We start from the raw sequence: 23972 nt of genomic DNA on the forward strand, positions 1-23972 counted from the left end.
AATTAACGCTTTCCCCGGTAGTAGTGGGTACTAGATTTTAGATGAGCAGACTATACCTGTTTATCTTTTTATAGAAGTGAGATATTGTATTAACCCCCTTTGCAATCAGCGTCAAAATACTGACGCAGTTGAAAGTTGTTTAGCATGTGGTACTTCCCTGTTAATTAATAACCGCATCCGGTTGATTAAGCCGTTGAAAGCCCTTACTGACAACCCTTACAACTACTTTGATGTTTTTGAAGTAGACGACGCCGGAACTCAATGGAGTCCTGTACGTAAGCAGCGAGTTATGAAAATTCTAAAATGGAACTCGCCCAAACTAGTTGAGTTAATTGAGCGAGAATCCCTCACTTTACAGCTAATTCGACACCCAAATATTCCTAGAAGTACATTAGATGACTTTTTTACTTTTGTTCCTAACAATAGTCCCTTGGAATTACGCTGCTTAGTTATGGATAAAATCGAGGGACAAGACTTAGAACAATGGATGGAATCTAGCGGGTCGATTTCGCAAGTTCTAGCATTAGAATGGCTCAAGCAGTTAGTTGATATTTTACATGTAGTACATCGCTCTAATTTCTTTCATCGAGATATAAAACCTTCTAATATAGTTCTTCAGCCAAACAGTCAACTAGCACTAATTGATTTTGGTGTAGCGCGGCAGGTGAGTAACACTTATCTAGCTAAGGTTAGTGGAAGCGGGGGAACTAGCACGGGCAGGGGCGGTCGATATGAAATTACATCCGTTGTTACACCTCGTTACACTCCAATAGAACAAATTGAGGGACAGGCAGTACCGCAGTCAGATTTTTTTGCTTTGGGTCGAACTTTTGTCCAGCTAGTTACTGGACTTCAACTGATGGACTTACCCAAAGATAAACAAACAGGAAGACTAACTTGGAGAGATAAAGCACCGCAGATTGACAAACCTTTTGCTGATTTCATTGATGAATTAATGGCTCCCTTGCCAGGGCAGCGTCCGCAGACTACTGAAGTAATTTTGCAGCGTTTAGAAAAGCTACCTCAGCAAATAAAAAATTACAGATTAGCTAATTCTAAAGTATTTAAATATAGCAAATATACGTTAATGTTTTTGGGATTGGTTGGGGGTATTTTTCTATCTATACCTCTAGTAGCTAACTTCCTAATAGCTCAAGGACAAAAGTTAGAGATAGCGAATAATTCTCAAGGAGCGCAAGAGTTTTTTAATTGGGCTTTAAAGATTAGCCCTCAGAGTAATCGTATTATATCAAGCTTTTACTTTGAAAGAGGTGCTCGCAGTGCTAATACTATTAAATTAGCAAAAAAGTATTATGAGTTAGCAATTAAATATAATCATCTGGATGCAGACGCTTATAGTAATTTAGCTTATATGTGTCAGCAATTAAACCAAGATGATTGTGCAATTAAGAATTACGAAAAATCATTTAAATTAAAGCCTGATAGCTGGGAAGCACGTTATGGGTTAGCACTTTTTTATGATGATAGAGGGATGTATGATTTAGCCCAAAAGCAATATCAGTTAGCTATCAAAATGAGTAGAGAAGCAATACCAGCCATCAATAATTTATCAAGATTGAAGATTCTAGATGGTAAATATAACGTAGCAATTGCTTTAGCTCAGTCAGGCTTAAAAAAAACTGAAAACATTAAATTACAGTCTAGTTTATACAAAAACTTGGGTTGGGCAAAATTAGAGTTAAAGCGTTACGCCGAGGCGAAAGCTGATTTGGAAAAATCAACAAAACTGGATGCCAGGACAGATGCTCACTGTTTACTGGCGCAAGCTCAAGAAGCATTAGGTGAAATTAATGACGCCAGGCTGACTTGGGAGATCTGTTTGATTGCCGAGTCTAATCAGCGAGAGGTTCAAGAGTGGCGATTGCAGGTGTTGAAGCGTTTATTAGGGGATTATGTTCCGCCATCTTCGCCCTAAGTCTTTTTTTGATCCCCTGTTTCCTGTATGCTAATAACTAGCAAATAGGTATATAAAAATCTTGATGCTTACTTTACAAAATTCGACAAGTGCAATAGGAAAAAAAATATTCACAGTTCAAATTGTAGTACTCGCATCAATATCAACACTAATTGTTTTAAACTCTAGTAGCGTATGGGGGCAACCTCAATTAATAGCCCTGCGTCAGTGCAAGAATGTTGAAGGTAAGGTGATGAGTGAAGGCGATCGCTACTTGTCACCAGGAAGTCCGCTCTGTCCGGGAGATAAGATTCATCCAGAGAATGGAGCGACAGTTACGGTTGTTTGCTTTTTAAATCGAAAAATTTTATACATTGGTCAACACAACATTTCCGATGCTGCAAACAAATGTGCGCGACCACAAGTCACTGAGTCAGAGCAATATCAGTGTACCAACCTCAAACCGCAGAATTGTCCTACTGATTTTAAAGGGTCAGGTGATGATCATACCGTACCAAAACCAAGACTGATTAGCCCTTATATTAGTGATGGCAGTATATTGAATACTCAACCACTAATCTCTTGGCGTGCCGTTTCCGGCGCTACTAGTTACACAGTAAAGATGGAGGGCAATGATGTTAACTGGCAGATAAAAGTAAACAAGGCTGTACTGCCATATCCAAGAAACCAACCCCAATTGAAATTTGGGAGTACGTATAGAATTACTGTATTTGCATATCAAGCGAACTCTATCATGAGTTACTCTTCCTTAGTGATTAGCGTTTTACCGGAGAAAGAGCAACTGGAGATTGCGTTATTACTGAAACAAGTTAACGAGTTGAAAGCACCTCTTAATGAAGCTGCTGTTGAGGTTCTAGATACTATATATATGTCAAAAAATCTGGTAAATGAGTCGATAGAGACATTAAAGGCAACAATAGCAGCAGGGAGCCAAAACCCTGAAATCTATCGAATACTGGCAGATCGCTACTTAGAGGCAGGACTAACTGATGAGGCTTTTGGTGAATACACGACAGCAAAGAAGTTAGCTAAAAGTAGTAAGAACCTAAAGGAATTGTCAAAGGTGCAAGAAGGTTTAAAATTGTGGGAATTTATAACCAACTACCAACGAGCAAGAACGGGGCCCAGTAGTAATGATGAGCGTATTTAGGATTTTTCATTAATGTTAGTTGGGCAAGACGCAGTGCCTCTGCTTTAAAAATACCATTCTTTAATCCCTTGTAGAATTCTTTCATTAACAAAGCAGTAGAATCCGCATCTACTAACCATAGAGTTGCCACTGTGGTTCTGGCACCTGCTTGTGCAGCGACTCCAGCCATTCCTAATGCTGACCTTTTATTACCCTTTGCAGTCTGACAGGCACTCAAAACTAACAGATCAATTGCATCTGCATCAGTTTGAATTCTACTTTTTAGTAATTTGTCAAATTCTCTAATATTGATGACCTTCTCATAGGCTAGAAGTACTGTCTTCAAAGGGTCAGAGCTAAACTGCCCATGAGTGCTAATATGAATAATTGGGAAGTTATTTTTACTTATTTCTTGCTCTAGACGGCGACTAGTAAACTTTTCATCTAGTAGTGTGAGATAAGATTGTGTTTGACTTTGGACATCTTTTACTTCTTCTTTAGCTTGAGGTAGTGGTCTGATGCCTTTAGGAGCGTTGCTATCTGACAAGCTGGGACTGGGCTTAGACAAAGCCGCGATGAGAGATGTGAACCGCTTTTTTGATAAAGGTTTTGGAGATCGAATTTTAGAACCTAGAGTCACTGCAACGCTATAATGCTCGATCAAATAATCTTTTCCATCATACAATATGCCCATCGGTATACTTTGGAAAGATTTGTCTAAGATAAATATTAATGTTCCTGATGCAGGTAAATATGACGATATCGGCGCGATTAGTTTTTCATAAAGTGCTTGAGAAGGTAAAATAATTTGTCGCACGTTAGTAGAAACAAGTTTATCTTTCTGCAATTTTCGTATGAGGTCACTAACATGATCTTTAATTAGATTCGCTTCAATAGAGTGATGATGAAGAGAGCGGTCTTGAGACTGTAAAATAACTTCTATAGTGTCATCCAAGTCAATGATATGAATTATTCCAGAAACACTATTCAAGTTTTGAACTTCGTTGAGAGCAACGAGATCAAGCTTGCCGCATTTGAGAAAATTTTCTAATTGTGCTGTTTGTAAACGTTCGTTTGTTTGAATTACTTCTTTAAGATTAGGATTAGAATCTTTCAAAAGTAACTTCATATAATCACGGTATATCGGTTCTACTTCTTCTTGAAAGAAGAACTGTATATCTATATTACTTGACAAAATACTATCACGAATTTGCGCCAGATTGTCAATGGCGGATTTGTACATTGTGAGGGCTTCTTTAGCTTTCCCTTGCTTGTTGTACAAGTTTCCTAGTTGTTGTTGCCATTGGTAAACAATATCTTCCGCTTGAATTGATTGAGCTAAGCTTAAAGCTTCTATGAAATATGATTCTGATTTCTCTGGTTGTAATTTACCTAAAGTGCCAAGACTATAAGACTTTATTCGCTGATTAGTGGTATTTCTAGCCGTTTGCAAAGCTGACTGACCATACTCAATAGCTAATGAACGTAGTTGCTGCTCTGGAATTTGACTTAAACTATTAGCAAAGTTGAGTTTCGCATAAACAGATTGGGTAGCTGATAATTGAGAAAATGTAGAAGAGTGTTTTAAAAGTCTATTAACTGAAGGTTGAATTTGTTGTTGGATTTGATTGCGAATCTCAACTAATTGTTGATTGCCTAAATCTAACTCTACTGTTAACCACTTCTCAAAATCTAATAGTAAGCTCAAATGATGCAGTTGAGATTTTAGTTGTGTGACTGGAGAATTTGCTGAAACCTGATTCACTTGCTGATAAACTTCAAGTGACTTGAGTGCTTGTTGCGAAATCAGATCTACAATTTCATTTTTAAAATCTGGTTCTTCTACTTCATAATATTTATTTCGTGCTTGTTGATAAATAGCTTCCTCAGTATTAGCCAAAGACAGCAAAATATTATTAGGCTTAACAGAGGCTGTCTGTTGAGCAATTGATAACGTTTTTACTAAAATTATTTTTGATTCATCTAACTTACCAATTAAGCGCAAGACATCTCCGAAGTTGTGCCATGCAAATAAATTTACTGGCAAATGTTTTTGCTTATCAATCGCCGCTATCAATAGTTTTGTTATAGATTCAGTAGACTGAACTGGCAAGAACGCACAAATCTTAGTATCTGTATTTAGCTTTAGAGCTTGCAATAGTGTGTTACAAGCCAAACGATTTAAACCTAAAGCCTGTAAGGCAAGGTTTTGGTTAATTAAGCTGCCAGTAATACCTTCTTCGTAGCCAAGTTGACGATAAATTTTTGTAGCTGATTCCCAGGAATCAAGGGCCTCCGATGCTCGTCCTTCATTTAAATACTTTTCTCCTACTTGGGTTAGTAGTCGCGCCTGATTACGTTTTTGTGCTTGTTTATTTACAGTTTGAGCAGCGATAATGGATGGCTTGCCTACAACCGTAAACAGCCCCAGAATACTTGAGAAAACATATTTAAACCAATCTCGGCGTTTAATCATTGCTGGGTATCGATTGTAAAAGTATTTTTTGATACATTTTCTTCAGAACATAAGTTAGCGGACAACGCAGCATAGGGTGTCCCTGAATTAGCTTCTGCCGTCAACACGATATTTCCATAAGAATCTTTTATCCAACCTTGTGCTTCTATATTTTGGATTGGTTTTTTAGTTATCAATTTTGGTTCTTCGGAATTATTGTTGACCTGGACAGAAACAAAATTGTCTTGCCAGGTCGGTTTAATAGGTGGTACATCGTTAGGACTGAGCGGTAATCTATCAACGCCAGTTATGATAAATTCACTTTCCGCCACGCCTGACTGTCCCTGGCAAGCCGAGGCTATTTCAGGAATTTCTGTAACTGTATTTGATGCTGTGGTAGCACCACCAGGGTCAAAGGGGAAGCCGTTGATTTGAACTGTACCATTAAGTCCTAACTGTGAGCTTACTTCAACTCGGCTATCATCAGAGAAAAAGAATCCATCAGCATTGATCCAAATATTGCCGCCGCGTCCTCCAAAAGCATTGGCTGTGATAGCGCTACTTCCCAAGCTAAACAAAGCAGCTGTATCAATGGTGATGTTTCCACCGTCACCGTTAGTGCCTTGCTGACCAGCAGTTGCAGAGATGTTGCCGTTGTTTAATTGAAGAATTTTTGAGTTGATATCAATGTCACCACCCTGACCAACAGCAGTGGTTGCAGTGATACCTCCTTTGTTTGTAATGTTGATTGTATTGGCATTAATCTGAAGCTTCCCTGCATCGCCAGAGCCATCATTACTTACGGTGACTTCCGCGCCGTTTGTGACGCTCAACTGATCAGTATTAATTGTCACGTCTCCAGATTTTCCAGAAGGCTTTAGTGGGAGTCTAAATAAATTTTGTAGCGTTTGAGACTCAATATTAGCAGACGAGATTACCGAGCTAGGATTCCCAGAGCCAGGTGTTGTGCCACTTATTTCTACGGAGTCACGAGCGTTAATAATAACACTGCCACTATCGCCAGATGCTAAGGTAGAAGCATCAATTCTTCCTCCATCGTAAACCATTAACCTTGGTGCATCAATTGTTAACGTCCCAGCTTTGCCAGCATTAAGCGATGTGGAAGACAGGACACTTGGCTGAGAGGTTATCGGTGAAGCTCCTATTATTTCTATAGAGTTAGTCGCACTTACAGTTGTATCTCCTCCTTTACCAGTTCCAAAGGTTGAAGTAGATAAGTTACCGCCATTCGCGGCAATAAATCGTTCCGTTGCCACTCTGATTTTACCCGCATCTCCAGAATTAAAAGTTGCAACAGCAATAGTACTAAAAACACCAGCATTAAGAGGCGAAACCCCAATCACTTGCACAGAATTAGAGGCATCAATAATTATGTTGCCACTTGGTGCTGCACCAAAGGTTAAATTACTTATCTGGCCTCCATTCCGAATAATTATCTGCTTAGTTGAAATTGCAATATCACCAGCTTTACCAAATCCCAAAGTTTCACTCCGCAAACTACTAGCAGTCCTAGCAATTGGATCACTACCACTTGACACCTCTAAAGACTCAGAAGCATTTAATCTTAATGAGCCTGCTGGTAGTAGTCCTTGGTTTTGATTCAAGATTACTGATCCATCAGTAAGCGTAACTATGTGTCCTTGTATCTGTATAGAACCATTACCAGTTCCACTAACATCAGCCAGTGAGCGTCCTAACAAGTGAACGTTTTGGAAAGAGAGTATACCTTCATAGCCTAATTCCCAACCAGAAGTAGTTGGACTAATACTGACTAAACTATTGCCATTAACACTACCTAATTCAAGTCGTCCCCCTTTTGCCTTTATCGTACCGCTCTCAAAAAATACATCACCTCCAATAATTGCTAGAGTTTTTCCAGGCTGTACTTGCAAACCTTCTAAGTTATTACTCAGGATAAGTGGAGAAAATGGTGGCCCAATTAGTTGATGACCTTTGCCTTGCACTCTAATTGTTCCGGGATTTCTTCCAAATTGCAGTCCAATAGGAGTATTGATAGTTAGCAGGGGCGTTGCTTGAGGGTTTGTAGCGCTGAACTCAAAGTTATTTGCAAACTTTAAGCTACTAGCTGTACTTGCTAAAAACGAGCCACCGATATCTAGACGCGCATTCTGACCGAATATAATACCATTTGGATTAATTAAAAAAAATTAGCTGTACCGTTCGCTCGAATTAAACCATCAATATTAGAAATAGATTGTCCTGTTACCCTGCTAATAATATTTTGGACATCTAAGGTATTGTTAAAGTGAGCCGTACCGCCGATAGGAACAGAAAACTCTTTGAAGCTGTGGAATAAATTACCTCCAGCCTTGGTTCCTCCATTAACAATATTTATATTGCCATCTTGTATCAATATAGATGGAGTAGGTAGGCTAGCATCTTGAATAATCTGTGCTTCTACTACTGGTTCTAAAATTGACGAACACATAAAAGATAAGCTTTGAGATAAAAGGAAACCCCAAACATGAATGTAAAATCTCATAATTATAAAAATTGATATTTGTCGTAAGTATACAATCAAGTGATATTTCCGTAAACCGTTATTTACTTTTTACTATAAAAGATTAAATTCAATGCAATGTATAATGAAAAAATTTTTACCATCAGGATGAACGCAGCTAAATATTGATGAACTGACAGGATATTGCAAAGGAAGTGGGGTAGAGTTAGCTATAAATAATAAAAATAACAAAGTTTTTTGATGGTGCAAGAGTACCTGAAGTGAACTCAGTATGGTATTGTTAAATAGTTTTTCTATTGACACAGAATAAGCAGATTTCAGTTTAATTTATATGAAGTTTAAACCTAAAATTAGTATTTCTGACTACTTTACAGTGATATAGAAGATTTATGAATAGATTGCACGGAAAGATATAAGTTAATCGATACTTTTACAATTGCCATCTCTAAGGTGATTTGTAGAGTATTACAATCCAATCAATCATCTTTTAGTTTTGCCATTTTGTTCTCCAATTAATCTTAAAAGCCATTTAAATAAAGTATAAATAATAGTGTACTATGACATAAGTTAACGTTATGTCAGTAATCTAAGTATCATCTAGGGTTTTATAAATTACATGAAAAACTATAAAAAGTTAAAAAAGTGTTTAAAACCTTTGGCTTTTGGTACTACATTAATTAGTATTCTTATTGCTATAGATATAGTAGTGTTTGGTAGTATTTACCATCCATTAACTTATATTTACAACCTCCTAAGTTTTATTGGGTGTAAATATTCTCCATCTCCTAACTGTAGCCAAACTGCACTTTCAAGCTCATACCCTAATGTATTAGGTAAAAATGGTGTTGTTGTTACTACACAACATGAAGCGTCTAAAGTGGGATTGCGAATTCTGAAAGAAGGTGGGAATGCAGTTGATGCGGCAGTAGCCGTAGGATATGCCTTAGCAGTGACCGAACCCTGTTGTGGCAATCTTGGCGGAGGTGGTTTCATGTTAATTCACCTCGCTAATGGAAAAGATACATTTATTAATTTCCGTGAAAAGGCTCCTTTAGCTGCTACTCAGACTATGTACCTCGATAACAAGGGGAAGCTAAAAGTAGAAGTGAATACTAAAGGTTATCTTGCAGTTGCAGTCCCAGGAACTGTCAAAGGACTTGAATATGCACTTTCCCAATATGGGACAATGACCCGCAAGCAGGTTATGGCTCCAGCTATTCAACTTGCTATTAAAGGTCTTGAATTGCAGCAGGGAGATATTCAAATGTTAAAAACTGGGACTGCCAAGTTCAAGACTCAACCTAATGTTGCCAATATATTTTTGAAAAATGGCAAGCATTCTTATCAAGTAGGTGAACACTTGGTGCAGAAAGACCTAGCTAAGACTCTCAATCTAATTTCAATTCAAGGGTCAGATGCCTTTTACAAAGGAACAATTGCACAGGAAATAGTTAAAGCTAGTCGTGAGCAGGGTGGTATTCTGACACTTGAAGATTTTAGTAACTATGCGATCGCTCAAACTGCACCTGTAAAATGCAACTATCGTGGGTATGAAGTCATTTCTGCTCCACCTCCAGGGGGCGGTACTACCTTGTGTCAAATGCTGAATATTTTAGAAGGCTACGATCTTAAAAAACTTGGCTGGCATTCTTCAGAGAGCCTCCATTTTATGCTATCGGCCATGTTGTACGCCTATGCTGATCGCAATAAGTACTTAGGAGATCCTCAATTTGTAAACAATCCCGTTGAGCAACTCTTATCAAAAAGTTATGCAAGCTCTATCCGTTCCCAAATTCCGCATAAGCAAGCCATTCCTCCAGAGCCTCTCTACTCTGAAATTACATCTTATGAGGGAACGCAAACAACTCATTACTCCATTCAAGACAGCTATGGTAATGCTGTGGCTGTAACTTATACCATTAATTCTAACTTTGGGGCAGGAGTGATTGCTGGTAATACTGGTTTCTTCCTTAATAATGAAATGGATGCTTTTACATCTAAACCAGGTGTGGCTAACAACTATGGCTTAGTGCAAGGAAAGGCTAACGTCATTGCACCAGGTAAACGTCCCCTCAGTTCTATGGCACCCACTATTGTGAAGAAAAACGACAAAGTTTTCCTCATTACGGGTAGCCCAGGTGGGCCAACAATTCCCACAACTATTTTACAAATTATTACTAATGTAATTGACTATGACAAGAATATTACTGAAGCTGTCAATGCTCCCCGAATACATTATCAAGGGATGCCAAATATAGTACTTACTGAACCATATATGCTTAAATCAAATGTAATTCAAGATTTATGGTCAATGGGATATAGAGTTATTCCTTTTTCTCGTTGGGGTGCAGCCGAATCTATTCTATTGAATCCTAAAACTGGGTTATTTTATGGTGCTAATGATAGCCGTAAGCGTGCTGGGCAAGCTGTAGGTTATTAACCCTGTTTAATTACTCTCGGAAAACAAAAATTAGAGCCAAATTTTCAACTATGGGTCAGGATTTTCTGCTGGCTGATAACAGCGTGTTTGCTTCGGCAGAAGTGCAAGTACCCATTCTAAGGGCTGGTGGTACGTTGCAGGTGATTCCCTTTGCAGACTTCGGTGTGGGGTGGAATTCTGGTGCAGAAAATCCCGATTCGAATACTGTGGCTTCTGTTGGACTGGGATTGCAATGGCGCGGGGGCGAAGGCTTTACTGCTCGTGTTGATTGGGGGATTCCTTTAGTAGATGTGGATTCGGACGGAAGAACTTGGCAGGAGAATGGGGTGTATTTTTCTGTGATTTATAATTCCTTTTGAAGATAATTTGTGATAACACACGTCTAAGCGTTGTACAAAAACTATACTTGAAAAATTTTCTTTAATTTTCCTGATGGAGACAAGGAAGACTGTATGTTACTGCAACACCGTATTGTTTATATCTGAATGAGATTTTAGAAAAAATTACTAGCAATGGTGGTAAAAGTTTTTGAAATTTATGCTTTTCCATAGATAACATTTATTCTGTTAGGTAGATAAATAGATTGCATAATATTTCATACTGTTGAACTCAATAGTCCTGTTGAACGAAGTCAAAGGTCAGAAAGATGATCTTTCTGACCTCTCGTTAAAAAATAATTGGTAAGGTTTAATATTTACTGTTTTTAAGAAGGTTGATCAATGGGTTACTACAATTTTAATGAGCATTTCTGGACAGCAAAGACAGTTTGTAACCCAGTATCAACAAAGTTAAATACGAGAAATACCCGCAACAGCAGAATAAGAAAGATTTTATTTGTAGTATGCGTTGCTGTATGGACACCACTGTTAGTTCAGATTCTAACGATGATTACAAATACAAATCAGCAAAAAACATCTATGAATACTGATAACTCTAATGGTAATTGCTTGATGTTGAAAGTTAGCAAGGGTTTTCAAGCTTATTGTTCTATTCAGAAGCAGTAATCAACCAATGACTCTTAAGCAAGAGGTATAATTTTCTCTGCACAGATGATAAAGTATCAGGTTGATGAGCGGCTTCATTTCCTGTCTTATCGCTTCTGACTACGTACTCTGGATTATTAACACTTGTAGCAATATAGTTTCCTCTAAGGTTTGTGGGTGAAGTCAACTGCTTTAGCACCTCGCCTGTCACCTTACTTTGTGGAATATTTCATTCAACCTTGTCAAATTTTTCAGATTTTTCCTACCATTAGACACGCAGATTAAAAATCTGTACTAATCCAATGATTATAAGATATACTGCCACAATATAATTAAGCAATCTGGGAAGTATAAGAATCAATATTCCTGCAATTAAAGCAACAATACCATTAATGTTAACACTTACTTGAAGGGCAGTAGTTTTTTGTGCAAGTAGAATTGGTAGATAAGACATAGTTAGTTAAGTGTAAGAGTAGTTTACTATTGACGTTAATTTACCGGTTCCTAAAATCAGTTTGACTTTGCTTATCAGCTATAGACATTTAATATGCCATAACAAAAGCTGAATGGTGTATTGTCTGTGTGAAGATTGGCGCACTCTTCAAGTTCTAGCGCTTGTCAAAAACTGCGAAAAAACCTTAAAACTATTGCAGCATCTAGGTTAGGAGCGCGTGTCAGATTTAGTGAATTCTGGCGCTGTTGTGATTAGTATAGATGCTTTGAAGGTGGTGATGCGATCGCTGGCTTGATTATTGCTACCCTCCATAGAAATACAGTATATTCTCAACAGAGTCGAAAATCATCTCATTAAGCTTTGTTTGTTGACAAGAATTTCAGCGTAGGCGTAGCCCGTCGTAAGCTTAAGGCATAACTGTTAATGTAAGATCTGTGCTGAAAAAAATCACTTAAGCGACAACTGATATATGGTGAACACACCAGACACATTCGATTGGGATTTCTTCTTGAGGCAATGGAGTAGGGATTTACTGGAACGTTTGGAGAATAGCGAATTTACAAGTCTTCCTTTGGAGGTTGTTCATACAAGGTGGTTAGGCTATCCTGGAGCAACAAATGATGAGATTTCTATTGCTGAAGCTCGTTTGAAAACAACTTTGCCACCTTCTTACCGAAGCTTCCTAGTAATGAGTAACGGTTGGCCAAGGTTAGATGTTCTGGTTGATAGGCTTTGGTCAATTCAAGAGGTTGAATGGTTAGCGTCGAGAAACCAAGAACTGATTGATGCGTGGATGACTGGAGTTGAAATAGGAGGTGGATCTCGTTCTGTGCCCGATGAGGAATATCATGTGTACGGAGACGAACAAGATTCTACTTCGTTACGAGATGATTATCTACAAACAACTTTAGAAATTGGTGGAAACCCAGAACAAGGGCTATTGTTACTTAATCCCCAAGTAGTATTTGAGAATAGAGAGTGGGAAACTTGGTTTTTTGCTAACTGGCTTCCTGGCGCTCAAAGGTATAAATCATTTCATGAATTAATCCAAGATAGACATAAACGTTTCCTGGACTCATTTCCTAAGCTTCGAGAACTTTCTTGAGAAAAAATAAGATGCACAGTAGTTGAGTACTGTGCATCTAAAAAGTCAATGACACACTGATTAGTTCTATTGATCAGTATTTACAAAATTCTTTTGAGTTTCATCGATTAACCGTTGCATCCTGTCAGCGCTTCCTAAATCTCCGTTAGCATGATACAAATCTTCAGCTGTTTGAAAATCTGCAATCGCAGCCAGTGGATTATTTGTTGCAATGTGCATAGTCCCCCGCTCATAATAAACATCTGGAATTTGGGGATCTGCTTCAATTATTTTGTTTATAACTTGGAGCGCCTCTTGATACTGACCATTTTCCATATACTCCAGCTGCTTCTTGGTGAGATTCTGGATTGCCTCTGTGTTTGAATTCTGTTTAACGTCTGTTTTGTGATGACTTGCTAGTTGACTGGTAAAATATGTTGACTTGTCCTGATCTGCTGTATTTTGTGGAATTATCAGGTTGACTCCAAAAAGTATTAAGATTGTTCCGATAAACAGAACTATACCTGTAAATAAATTCTTTGATATTTGCATTGATTCAACCCTCAAGACTATGTTTGGGTTACTTTGAGTATAGTTTTGATAACTAATACTAAGTCACTCCCAATACGGTTCAGTTAAGAAAAAACCAATATATATGATGAGGTACTTAAACTCAAGTAATGAAACTGACAGATGGTAGCTATAGCTAAATAACTAAGTAACTGTTGATTAGCAAACTAGCCACTGATCCTGACTCTAAACCGACTTCCATTCCTAATAGAGTTATTTCTGTAGAAGGAGCTTATTATACCCCCTTGAATGTTTTGCTCTGTTGGAGGAACTGCACGAATAGAAGAACCTGCACCTCCTTCACGAGAACTAGCAAACGGGTACTCATCACAACTAGTATTGTTTGGTGGTTGTGATATGAAGTTTCTACAGGCTTCTCTTCTGTTTTGGTCTATCTCTGCCGAAATTGTAGTGCGTGTCAGGATACTAGGATAACCTCTAGCTTGAGCAGTAGCTATGTGGCTTGCAATGTTGGGTATTCGTGACCTGGAAAAAGTTATAGTTGGTAAGCTTTGAGCTTTTAAACCTGCTTGAGGTAAGCCAAATAAAGAAGGAGAGAGCAAAGATACTACAAAGCTAGCAACAAGCGTAAAAAGAAATACGGCAACAGAAAGCTTTCGTTTCATACTTAAACACTTCTTGTCTTTTTTCAGCCTGTTGAATTTTTCAGACAAACTAAGTCTCCCATATTCAGTTCAAGATAAAAGAAAAAATGGTATCAAATAAACTTATATAAAAGTTATTTAGGGTTTGCAACAAGAACTGGAGATTTATCTTAAAATTCATTATTTTTGAGATATTTGAGCTAAAAACGTTCATTCGTAGGAATAAAAAGCGTTACATAAATATGGTAAATACTAATATATTAAATGTAATTTAGATTACAAATCGTTCTCTCTTTACCAGAACAGCAACCTCAAAAATTGTGTAACATCAGCGCTGTTGTCTTGAGATGCGGTTATGCAAACAAGGGCGTTGTATCGCTGTAGAGCCTGATTGAAGTTACCAAGCCTGTTTGGTTACGGTCTGTGATGGCTACAGCTTTTACTGTTACAAGCTTTCCATCATTGCATTTGTAATGATTAAGAGCTTCCAATACAAAAGACGAATCAGTGCCGTAAATATTCAGCAAGTCATGGGTCAAACTATCAAAGCTAGTCCAGTACTCAGAAAGACCCCTTAGAATCGCAGCCTTACTGACAACAGGAGGATGATTGTTGGTTTGCATGAGACAATCATCTGCCAAAAATGTACCGTACCCTTCGATGTTTTTGCTATCAATAGATTGCAAATAGGCAAGATACCATTCATAAATTTGGGGCGAAAGCTGATTGATTCTAAGCTTGTCGGTTCTCAAGTGGTATTTCTCCTTGCCATATAACGACTTGATTAGATTATCTCGCGCAAACTACAAGCTTCACAATTAATTCTGAAAACGCCATTACTTAACTATTTTCAGAGAAATATTGCATTAGAGTCCGTAAAACCGCTAACCTCATGTAGTAATGATAAAACCTTACATCTGCGTAGATCTCTGTAATAGAAAGTAACCGACCAAGCTCATCTGCTAGATGTGTAGAGCTTAATTTGGCTGACTTCAAAATTGTCCGATTCATGAAAGCCCTAGAAGTTATAACACTTTAGGATATCCGCAATTCTATGTTCAACTTGTCTGGCAAACCGCAATTAGTATTTGACAATAACCCAACTCTGACTTCTGTTAGTAAAGATTGTGACTTGAAGAAGATTTTGGACAGGTTGTCCAAGTTTACCTTCCAAAAACGTCCAAAAAATAACATAAAGGAAAGCTAAACTGCTCAAACTATCTCCCTGTATGCAAGATAAAGGTTTTGCTAATAGCGATGCTTATGGCGGCAAGCGATCGCAACGCTAGTAAGTTATCCCAGTTAAAGGAGAAAGTTGGCTAGGAGTAGTATTTATATGGATTTGCGTCCATGTTCTTCTCCCATTTTTGTTATTATGTCCATTTTATTTATCCAAAAAAAGCGATCGCTTGATTAATGCCTTAACAAAGTTACAAGTATTTCAGCTTATAACTTGTCCAATTTCTCTTTCCAAAACTGTCCCAAATCTTCTTCAAGTCACAAAGATTAAGTAACATTTCTAACAATTATCACTGCTTGACGTTTCATTTATCAGTTCACATTCTTGTTCAATAAAGCTCAACAGTTTTTCTTCAAACTGGGTCAAATATGGGCGCTTCAACTCCCCTAAGTACTTCAACATAGTATGGGCAGGCTCTTCCAAATTCTCGTTCTCCCGTAGCCTAGTAATGCGATCGCACAATGACTGCATCTGTTCACATTCGATAGGCAAGTAGTTGAAAGACTTCAGATACTGCAATCCAACGGTATACTCCCCATCCCAGGTTTTCACTGTACAACTGAATTCGCCCACATGGCTGATTATGCCCCAACAACCACCTTTGCCCCTCAGTTCCGGGTTGTCTTTTGCAAGGATTTGGCAAACTTCGCTTAGCTGAGAAGTGTTCGGTACTTGCGTCCTTTCCATGATGCGCTGCACAACATCTTTGACAACACGACCTGATGGTACTTTACCACCTGCTTGCTGTACTGCTTGCTGCCATGCATCTCTTTGCACTTCAGGCTCTAGCGGAATCAAGGGTCGTAGCTGATATTCGTTAATGGGTAAAATTTGTCCCTCACTAGATTCTGGAGTAAATGTGTCCGCACCCAGATCATTTTGTGTCCTAATAGGACACATTTTCATGAGATTATCTACGACCACCGTACTTTCCATTAACCTGTACGGATAACGACGCTCAAAACCGAAACGCTCTCGGCAATAGTCCTCAAAGGTTTTGTGCGTATTTCGATACAACTTCCTGTCTCGCAACTCTACCAATGCCTTACCCGCAAGGTAAAACGCTTTTTCTACTTGTCGCTCCAGATGTAGGCGATCGCTTTGCTCTGCTTCGGTCAATTCTCCTATTTCAACAGCAGCAACCGTAATCGTTGCTGAACCAGGATCTACTTGCTGAGAGATATCCTCGTTTGCAGAGCTAGCGGTTGCTTCTGAATCGTTGGATGGGGCAGAGGTGGCTTTTTTACGTCTAGAAGGTGGTTTAGCCATTATCCCACCTCTTGAACAGCACTTGAAGAGTCAACTTTTAGGGTCTTGTCTCCAGATGGCTCTACTCGTAGCAGCTTCCAAGCATACTTTTTCTCCATATTGCGGCACTCCTCTTTCCTTTGTTGCAGCGTGCCGTAACTCTGGTTTCTCTTCCCTAGTCATACCTGTTCCACTGTAAGGAGAGTAAGGATAATGCTGTTGGTTTTAACTTTTCCAAGAGCAAAAGCACTCATGCAGCCTCGACCTCTGAGTTGGAACGCTTTCTTGTTTTACGTTGAGGTATGTCTTCTGGATTTCTCATTTCAAAAAGATCACCTACTTCTCTAGCAAAGTAATTGCATAAAACTTCAACTGTACCGACATCAACGCGGCTGAAGTTATTTGTGAACAAGCGGTTAATCGTTGTGATATCTAACCCAGTTTCTTTTGCCAACTGTCTTTGTGACAGCTGTGGATCTTTTTCTGCCATAAGCACGGCTAGCCTACAAAACATTTTTTTGCTCATGCCTCCATCGTACCTGTAGGCTACATTAACACAAAATTATGCACTACTACATACAAAATATGTATATGTACACATAAAATTTGCATTAACACTTGACAAATGTATGTACTACCGCATACAGTTATATACATTAGAGCAAATAAAATTTGCCAAAAACAAAAGGCGACCGCCTCAGTCTTGCAAACGCAGCGATCGCCCTTTGACCCTTTTACAGGAGCCTTCATTATGACCCATCCAATCTACACACAGCAAGCGCTTTCCTGCTATAACCTCCCCCGCCTCAAAAGAATCGCGGCTTCACTCGGCGTAACACCCACTGGGGACAAGAGAGCCGCTGCCACCTGGATAAACGCAATCATTACCCACCAATCCACCCAGATTCAGAAGCTTGACGAACAAGCCACAGCCCAACCAGAACTGAACCACTTCATCGTCAAGCAAGCCCAATCCATCGCTCCAGAGCAACTGACAACAGCAGAAATCAGCTTCTACGATCACGAGATTTACTGCGACAACAAATTGATAGCCAGCATCACCCATGATCACAATGACTTTGTGACGCAACGCTGGGTGGTGATGGTGAACAGTGAGGAAGTATTTCGTGCCAATACCTACATGAAATGCCATCGCTTCATCTGCATTCACTACAAAGACGGGTCATTGCCAGTGCAGCAGCAAGACGCTACAGACACACCTTGCACCACTGGTAACGAAATCATGGCTCAGATTTTCGCCGAATGCGAGAGGTACGGCTTCGACATCTTCGACGATGGCATTTACCGCAATGACGTGAAACTGGGCGAAGTAGGATGCACTGAGGTTAATTGGTGGTTTGTACGGGTAGGGGAGAATCAAGAGCGCATACCCTGTGATTCAGCGTTAGATGCGGTGTGGTGGCTGTCAATGGTGGACGTTGTACCCACTGCTGGTACAAAACCCGCCTTTGAAGAATTGATACCTAAACCACTAGAGCAGCTAACTCCCAACGAACTGCAACAACTTTTTGAGAACGCAGATTTAATTGCAGCCTAAGCAAAGTGTGAGCAGTAATTTTACCTGCTGCTCATTTTTGATTGCTATTGGGAAAAAGCCTTCAAACTGCTCCCAATCATTCACCAATCACTTCATTAATTAATCACAACTATGCAACCAGTAATCTTAATTCCCAAACACTGGGAATATCCTCGCTTTGCTTTGGAAGAGCGTACAAAACAAGGAATCATAATCGGCTTTGAATACTACGCCAAAGACAGTTTTCTGGCTGAAAGATTTGGTAATGGCTGGCGTTATTCTGTAACTCCTCATAAGAATTCCGAGGAATTGTTGCACTATCACCAAGAGCAGATTCAGCCACTATCACCAGAAGAATTACAAGCGCAAATTACTGCTGAAATTGATGCCCATCAGCAGCAAATAGATATTCTTAGGCAACAGTTAACAGATGTAGCTGGAGGTTACACCAATGGCTAAAACTGTTGATAACTATGTTGAGCGTGCCTCTGCTAAACTGTTGCGTTCTCTGCATCGAAGTGGTGGTAAAGCACCTCTACATCGTATTGGGTTTACTAATTCAATTATTCAATATCTCTTGGATAAACAACTAGTGCAGGTGCAGAATACTGGACGCGGATTTCTATTAAAGATTGCTGAAGATTGTTGAATCAAACACAAGATTTAGGAGTAATGAAAATGCCCCATCCCAATCTACACACCTTAGTTGAAGCCGCAAAATTTATTCTTCAAGAAATTGTTAGACATCCTGAATTTCAAGCACTTGATTATCACCCAGATTTAACAATTGGTGATGCTCAAACGGCACTTGATTATTTGCAAGGAGAACTAAATACTAGAAAGTTTTCTATGAGAGCACAAAGGTCTCCTGAAAAATCAAAATAATCGCCTGAGTAAGTGCTAGTTATTCAGGCGAACGCACCATGATGCGTGCAATTGCATGATCAATCATCTTACAGCACATACTAATACCAATGTAGTAATCCAGAACACAAACTAATCATGGAAACTATCACAATCAACAACAGCGTCTTTCTCATCCCTCCCTCTCAACCAAAACTACAAGCCAATTGCGCCAAAGAATATGGGCAGTTCTTACTTGATTGTCCTCCAAAGCTAACAATCTTAGAAGCTCAAGCAGGGGGATATCTTAAAGGCAATAAAGCTGATTTCGCCATCGCCATTTCTAGACCAGACCGCGTTTTTACTATCAACGAAAACTTCGTTAACGAACCCTTCACTGAATTATGGGTGATTCCGGTAAGCGGAGGACTAAAAGAACAATTCAAAGGTCCTGCTTCCATGCTGTTCTGCTTCTTAATGCATCGCCGCAGCAAGGACAGGTTCGCCAGTCTCTACAATCACTTTGCTCATCGTGCATTTCAGGAATGGTGTGAAGAAGGGATGCCTGGTGATCCTAAAGAGTTTTGTTATGGTGCGATCGCTAGTGTATTACGAAATTACATCTTCTGCGTCGAGTTTCAAAAGGTAGACGGTGCAAAGGGGTCTTATTGGTTCATTCAGTGGTCTTATCGTCTTTCCCAATCTGACTTTGAGAACGATGCATTAGAAGCCGCCCAGATGATTCGTAGTGGTGCTGAAGAAGGCGCAACACTTCATTGGGTGACGAATGAGACGTATGAACGTTGGGCTAGTAATGCAGAGACAGCACCCGCATTGCCTCCAGTTTCAGAAGTGGAGGCGAGGGCATCATTGCAAGCTCACAATCAGCAAGTGTTGCCACAGAGTAAGAAACGGTAATTAACAACAAGCATTGGCGGCTCACTTTGGAGTCGCCACTACATAAAGCTTATAGCACATATCAGGCAATGAAAATCAGTACTATGTCGATAAGTTATTCCAGAAAATTCAATTTAGGGCAGTTTGAATCAATTGATATAGGTTGTTCTCTTTGGGCGCAAGTCGAAGATGAAGAGAACGCAGACGGCGTAGTTCAATTCCTCTATCACCAAGCTAAGGCATCAGTAAAAGAAGCAGCAATGCCAGTGATTAAAGCGAACGAGTTTCAGATTAACAAAGCTAAATCGCAACGTAAGGTAACAACTGATGAGGGCGTTACAGAGTTGGACGATTTTTAAGGCAGTAAGACACTACAAAAGGAAGTCAAAACAAATGCTTGTCATCGTTACAGTCATCGAAACAGTCACAAGTGAAGCACACATTAACATTCAGAATGGGTTAAGTGAGTTTGCAATTAAGCAGCACATTACTGACTTGTATAACAGTGAATCAATACAACATTGCTTTGAGATTTCTGACGTAAAGTTTGAATCAATCAGCGCGACTCTTGTTAGACAACAAGACTTAACAGATTCAATTTCTGCATCAAATGAGTTATCACAATTTCCACAATCATGACTGCAATATCAAGTAATCCTGTTCGTAGATACAAACGCCTTTACACTAGCCAGAAACGTAATAAAAGACCCCATCTGATTGCGAAATATGGAATGAAATGTTTCTGGTGCAAGTGTCAACTTACTGAGTAAACGCTGACCATCGACCATTATATACCACTCTCAAAAGGTGGGAATCATCAAATTAAAAACTTGCGATTGGCTTGTTATGAGTGCAATCAAAAACGAGGTAATTCATTACCAGAGTCAGTCAACAAGTTTTATCACCACTGAAATATCGGAGGTTTAAGCATGAGAAGAAAATGGACTGATGAAGAGTTATTAACTCTCGATGAAATGGCACAAATGTACACCCTCAAGCAAATAGCTTTCCGGCTCAAAAGACGAGGGTATTATCGGACAAGATTCGCCATTAGCAAGAAACTGTACGCTTTAGGATACTCTACGCGCCCGATTCTTGATAATTACAGTTGTCAGGAAATAGCCAAAGCTCTTTGTTACCATTCAACAACTGTTACTAAATGGGTACGCAAAGGTTGGCTAAAAGCTCAAAAGCGTTCCGCTACTTGTTACCAAGTTAAAAGCCGAGATTTAAAACAGTTTTTCAAGAATCCTCCGCAATCACTGACTAATCGGATTGCCACCATAGACCCGCAAATTATTAAATACTTGGTGGGGTAATAATTATGACTGGTGCAATCACCACTCTAGAAAGATGCTGGTATCTCTCACCACAGTGGGGTCAACAGATTCCACCATTTGAAGCGAGGTTGTTAGAAAGAGTTTACCTCCCCATCAGTAAAACATTTGGTTACTGCTGCGGTGTGGAATGGAAAGATGACCGCTGGATTTATGCAATTGCTTGTAACTACCAAGTCGTCCACGCTTATTTCTACTTTTCTTGATTTTTTTCTACACCCGACACCCTACCCCCAACAAAGAGCCCTGGCAAAGGTTTCATCTTATCTTAGTGCCATTCCCATCAGCCTCGACAATCGGCTGATTCTTTTACCACAGAAAGATTTGGTACGAGTCAATGTCTGAATCCTGCTTCACATAGGAGCCAATAAATAACGGCCAACGATTGACGGTTTTGTAACCAACACAAACACAGCAAACAGTTCTCAAGCGGCATTGCCCATAGTGCCGCCCCATTTTCATGCGTCTAAATAACGGAGGGGACATGGAAGCTAACGCTCAGACTAACAACGATTTCACACAAAAGCATTGCCAAGAATGGGTGAAGGGTTCAGCCGTTGACCCGACCCTGACCACTTTAAATGTCCGTTCTCTGACTGGGGATGAAGTATACGAATTGTTATTGTACGCCCTACCCAAAACCGCCCGACGTAACGATCTCCGATTGCGGAATGGATACTTGAGAAGGTATGATCACACGACAAAAGGTGCATGGTGGGTTAGTGGACTTGACCCACTCAACAACTGGCTATCAATGGATTGGGGACGGATTAAACCGGACTACCCCAGGCTCGAATGGGTAGTGAAGACTCCTACACAAGAGTTGGCTCTTGGCTTAACTGCTTCGAGAAGGGAAAGTGAAGCTTCGTATGTGGATTTTGAAAGAATTCCGTTCCCTTTATTGGGTGCAGATGAGCAAGGGCGTACCAAAGTATCAGCGCTGCGATTTTTCAAGAATGGACGAGTCGCAATAATCGCCAAGTCCTTGCAGTGCGATCGCAGTTCAGCCTGGGACTGGGTGCATTCGATGCGACTATAAATTCCGATAGACCAGATAGTCGCTTCTTCAGTTGGCAAGGACAAGCGCAGTGGGTACGCCTGCTGGCTCCTGAAACCATAGCGTTACTCCGTCTGAACACGCAACTGGCGACTACTACACTCGTGCCTTTCGAGCAATTTAGCGTTGGTGGGCAGGAGAGCGTACGGGGTTATCGCCAGGATTTCCTGCTGACTGATAACGGCGTGTTTGCTTCAGCTGAAATACAAGTACCCATTCTCCGGGCTGGTGGTACGTTGCAAGTGATTCCCTTTGCAGACTTCGGTATTGGCTGGAATGCAGGTATAGAAAATCCCGACTCGAATACTGTGGCTTCTGTGGGACTGGGGTTACAATGGCGAGGGGGCGAACGTTTTACTGCTCGTGTCGATTGGGGGATTCCTTTGGTGGATGTGGATTCGGACGGAAGAACTTGGCAGGAGAATGGGGTGTATTTTTCTGTGATTTATAATGCTTTTTGAAATCTAGATTAGTCTTGCTTGATAGGTGTTATTAAAAGTGAAAAGCACCATTAAAGCTTTCATTACTATTGAGAACACATTTCTAGATTCATTGAAAGTGTTCATCTGGTTTTGGGAAACTGTGATGGAGTTTAGTTAGTTCATGCTCAAGTATTTTCTCAGATTTCCATATTCGACGCCAATGTCGTAGTTGTTGAAAAAACAGTGAGCTTCGATAGATGTGCAATTCAAAGGTTTCAACGGTATTAGGTGGTTGGATCACCTCTGGGACTTGTACTTTTTGAAAAGAGCGTGTTTTTCCTCGTACCCACCCGTTTGGGGTCAAGTAAAACTCAATTAGTAAATTTTCAAAAATCATACTTTTGACATTAAGTTATTCCGCTCTAAAAATCTAACTGTCAAGCTTCTTGATAACAGATAATTAAACTATTTGAGGAATATCACCTAGTACAAATTTGGTAGACTCAATTTCGGAGCTAGCAGGCAAGTTTGGTGCTAGTAACATGATTAAAACAGTTTAATAAACCAAAGCCTTGTTTCTGGAGAGATATAAAATTCGGGCTTTGGTGAAAGATTAGTATATATTGTGACTAAAATCGAAATTATTTTTACTAATATAAGGGCGTTCGTGAGAGGTTAAAGTAATTGCATTTTTGTCAAGAGAGTGCAGGTAAAGGGGATAGATCCAGCTTGGAAGCTGACTTTCGCAAGGCTTTGATCAGTATAAGAATTTCTTAAGAGCAAGAGTTTCGGCGTTTTAGAATTCAGCCGATTTTTTCGTCAATACTCTTATCCAGCCGGGGGTTAGTGAAATCTCGTGCGTTCGCCCTGAACTGAAAGTAGCTTCTCCTGAGAATTTAGTAATTTAAAGACTTCATACGTGAATATGAAATTGCTTTTTCCCTTTCATCTCAAGAGAGCTAGATACTTTGTTTCTAAACTACAAAAAGATTAGTAGTTAGAGCTAAATGATTTAGCTAAATAAGTAACATGACCGATGGCATATACGTTGACATAGCCTTCAATTAGCTTGTCAAATCCAGAAAAATCGCTGAAGTTATCATAGCCACCAGAGATTGAAGCAGTATCGCTCAGGTCATTAAGAAAGCTTTCGGAATCTTGAAATAATTGAGAACCAGTAAGTTTTAATTCAGAAAGAGTGATATTAGCCATGACTAACTCCTGAAAGAATA

At 39.6% G+C, this 23972-nt stretch carries 25 protein-coding genes and 3 pseudogenes; 16 read left to right on the top strand and 12 right to left on the bottom strand.

All coding sequences use genetic code 11. The annotated features are described in order from the left end of the window. Positions 1-76 precede the first annotated feature (76 nt). Positions 77-1936 (top strand): protein kinase domain-containing protein, encoded by a 1860-nt coding sequence (locus HCR01_RS29920; RefSeq protein WP_320073207.1) that lies wholly within the window; start codon positions 77-79, stop codon positions 1934-1936. Positions 1937-1997: 61 nt separating this feature from the next. Beyond that, complete coding sequence (locus HCR01_RS29925; RefSeq protein ID WP_193199647.1) at positions 1998-3086, top strand: tetratricopeptide repeat protein; 1089 nt, start codon at positions 1998-2000, stop codon at positions 3084-3086. On the opposite strand, the gene HCR01_RS29930 is transcribed toward HCR01_RS29925, so the two are convergent. After that, complete coding sequence (locus tag HCR01_RS29930; RefSeq protein WP_193199648.1) at positions 3028-5541, bottom strand: CHAT domain-containing protein; 2514 nt, start codon at positions 5539-5541, stop codon at positions 3028-3030. The genes HCR01_RS29925 and HCR01_RS29930 overlap by 59 nt on opposite strands. Then, positions 5538-8044: pseudogene (locus HCR01_RS29935) on the bottom strand (filamentous hemagglutinin N-terminal domain-containing protein). The gene HCR01_RS29930 and the pseudogene HCR01_RS29935 overlap by 4 nt, the downstream one beginning before the upstream one ends. Positions 8045-8639: 595 nt before the next feature. Here HCR01_RS29935 and ggt point away from each other — a divergent pair. Continuing rightward, positions 8640-10463, top strand: a complete 1824-nt coding sequence (gene ggt / locus HCR01_RS29940) for a gamma-glutamyltransferase (protein ID WP_193199649.1) — start codon at positions 8640-8642, stop codon at positions 10461-10463. Positions 10464-10519: 56 nt separating this feature from the next. Then, a pseudogene (locus HCR01_RS29945) lies at positions 10520-10822 on the top strand (BamA/TamA family outer membrane protein); the annotation flags it as partial. 628 nt (positions 10823-11450) lie between these two features. On the opposite strand, the gene HCR01_RS29950 reads toward HCR01_RS29945, so the two are convergent. Both HCR01_RS29950 and HCR01_RS29955 read right to left on the bottom strand, forming a co-directional pair. Further along, on the bottom strand, positions 11451-11672 hold the full coding sequence (locus HCR01_RS29950) for a DUF2945 domain-containing protein (protein WP_193199677.1): 222 nt from the start codon (positions 11670-11672) through the stop codon (positions 11451-11453). A gap of 42 nt (positions 11673-11714) precedes the next feature. Then, a complete protein-coding gene (locus HCR01_RS29955; RefSeq protein ID WP_193199651.1) occupies positions 11715-11900 on the bottom strand; it encodes a DUF3096 domain-containing protein in 186 nt (61 codons plus the stop codon). A gap of 469 nt (positions 11901-12369) precedes the next feature. Here HCR01_RS29955 and HCR01_RS29960 point away from each other — a divergent pair, with 469 nt between their 5' ends. Beyond that, on the top strand, positions 12370-13005 hold the full coding sequence (locus HCR01_RS29960) for an SMI1/KNR4 family protein (protein ID WP_193199652.1): 636 nt from the start codon (positions 12370-12372) through the stop codon (positions 13003-13005). Positions 13006-13071: 66 nt separating this feature from the next. Here HCR01_RS29960 and HCR01_RS29965 read toward each other — a convergent pair whose 3' ends face one another. From HCR01_RS29965 to HCR01_RS29985, 6 genes are all read right to left on the bottom strand, one after another. After that, positions 13072-13536 carry a hypothetical protein gene (locus HCR01_RS29965; protein ID WP_193199653.1) on the bottom strand — a complete coding sequence of 155 codons (465 nt, stop codon included), beginning with the start codon at positions 13534-13536 and terminating at the stop codon, positions 13072-13074. A 185-nt stretch (positions 13537-13721) separates the two neighbouring features. After that, positions 13722-14180, bottom strand: a complete 459-nt coding sequence (locus tag HCR01_RS29970; RefSeq protein WP_193199654.1) for a NucA/NucB deoxyribonuclease domain-containing protein — start codon at positions 14178-14180, stop codon at positions 13722-13724. A gap of 332 nt (positions 14181-14512) precedes the next feature. Beyond that, positions 14513-14911 carry a nuclear transport factor 2 family protein gene (locus tag HCR01_RS29975; RefSeq protein WP_193199655.1) on the bottom strand — a complete coding sequence of 133 codons (399 nt, stop codon included), beginning with the start codon at positions 14909-14911 and terminating at the stop codon, positions 14513-14515. Between the two features lie 767 nt (positions 14912-15678). After that, the gene (locus tag HCR01_RS29980; RefSeq protein WP_193199656.1) at positions 15679-16668 is read right to left on the bottom strand and encodes a hypothetical protein; all 990 of its coding nucleotides are present in this window, start codon (positions 16666-16668) and stop codon (positions 15679-15681) included. Between the two features lie 30 nt (positions 16669-16698). After that, on the bottom strand, positions 16699-16830 hold the full coding sequence (locus HCR01_RS40170) for a hypothetical protein (protein WP_264299953.1): 132 nt from the start codon (positions 16828-16830) through the stop codon (positions 16699-16701). A gap of 67 nt (positions 16831-16897) precedes the next feature. Continuing rightward, positions 16898-17173, bottom strand: a complete 276-nt coding sequence (locus HCR01_RS29985; RefSeq protein ID WP_226889722.1) for a helix-turn-helix domain-containing protein — start codon at positions 17171-17173, stop codon at positions 16898-16900. Between the two features lie 99 nt (positions 17174-17272). Here HCR01_RS29985 and HCR01_RS29990 point away from each other — a divergent pair, with 99 nt between their 5' ends. From HCR01_RS29990 to HCR01_RS30040, 11 genes and pseudogenes are all read left to right on the top strand, one after another. Beyond that, positions 17273-18205, top strand: coding sequence for a hypothetical protein (locus tag HCR01_RS29990; RefSeq protein WP_226889723.1), 933 nt, complete (start codon positions 17273-17275; stop codon positions 18203-18205). 111 nt (positions 18206-18316) lie between these two features. After that, positions 18317-18643 (top strand): hypothetical protein, encoded by a 327-nt coding sequence (locus tag HCR01_RS29995; RefSeq protein ID WP_193199659.1) that lies wholly within the window; start codon positions 18317-18319, stop codon positions 18641-18643. Beyond that, positions 18636-18833, top strand: a complete 198-nt coding sequence (locus HCR01_RS30000; RefSeq protein ID WP_193199660.1) for a hypothetical protein — start codon at positions 18636-18638, stop codon at positions 18831-18833. Before HCR01_RS29995 ends, HCR01_RS30000 begins: the two co-directional genes overlap by 8 nt. Continuing rightward, positions 18830-19069, top strand: a complete 240-nt coding sequence (locus HCR01_RS30005; RefSeq protein WP_226889724.1) for a hypothetical protein — start codon at positions 18830-18832, stop codon at positions 19067-19069. The genes HCR01_RS30000 and HCR01_RS30005 overlap by 4 nt, the downstream gene beginning before the upstream one ends. A gap of 117 nt (positions 19070-19186) precedes the next feature. Continuing rightward, positions 19187-19945 carry a hypothetical protein gene (locus tag HCR01_RS30010; RefSeq protein ID WP_193199661.1) on the top strand — a complete coding sequence of 253 codons (759 nt, stop codon included), beginning with the start codon at positions 19187-19189 and terminating at the stop codon, positions 19943-19945. 68 nt (positions 19946-20013) lie between these two features. Further along, positions 20014-20283, top strand: a complete 270-nt coding sequence (locus HCR01_RS30015; protein WP_193199662.1) for a hypothetical protein — start codon at positions 20014-20016, stop codon at positions 20281-20283. A gap of 34 nt (positions 20284-20317) precedes the next feature. Further along, a complete protein-coding gene (locus HCR01_RS30020) occupies positions 20318-20563 on the top strand; it encodes a hypothetical protein (protein WP_193199663.1) in 246 nt (81 codons plus the stop codon). A 140-nt stretch (positions 20564-20703) separates the two neighbouring features. Further along, entirely contained in the window at positions 20704-20835 is a 132-nt protein-coding gene (locus HCR01_RS40910) for an HNH endonuclease (protein ID WP_413773984.1), read from the top strand. Between the two features lie 18 nt (positions 20836-20853). After that, on the top strand, positions 20854-21243 hold the full coding sequence (locus HCR01_RS30030) for a hypothetical protein (RefSeq protein ID WP_193199664.1): 390 nt from the start codon (positions 20854-20856) through the stop codon (positions 21241-21243). Between the two features lie 5 nt (positions 21244-21248). Continuing rightward, complete coding sequence (locus tag HCR01_RS30035) at positions 21249-21467, top strand: DUF1392 family protein (RefSeq protein WP_193199665.1); 219 nt, start codon at positions 21249-21251, stop codon at positions 21465-21467. 593 nt (positions 21468-22060) lie between these two features. Further along, positions 22061-22779 (top strand): annotated as a pseudogene (locus HCR01_RS30040) (ShlB/FhaC/HecB family hemolysin secretion/activation protein); the annotation flags it as partial. 88 nt (positions 22780-22867) lie between these two features. Here the strand turns inward: HCR01_RS30040 and HCR01_RS30045 are convergent. After that, positions 22868-23137: a hypothetical protein gene (locus tag HCR01_RS30045; protein WP_193199666.1), complete on the bottom strand. Its 270-nt coding sequence runs from the start codon at positions 23135-23137 to the stop codon at positions 22868-22870. A 593-nt stretch (positions 23138-23730) separates the two neighbouring features. Beyond that, on the bottom strand, positions 23731-23952 hold the full coding sequence (locus HCR01_RS30050; RefSeq protein WP_193199667.1) for a hypothetical protein: 222 nt from the start codon (positions 23950-23952) through the stop codon (positions 23731-23733). Between the last annotated feature and the right edge of the window lie 20 nt (positions 23953-23972).

The organism is Nostoc sp. MG11, assembly GCF_014904695.1.
Lineage (GTDB): Bacteria > Cyanobacteriota > Cyanobacteriia > Cyanobacteriales > Nostocaceae > Komarekiella.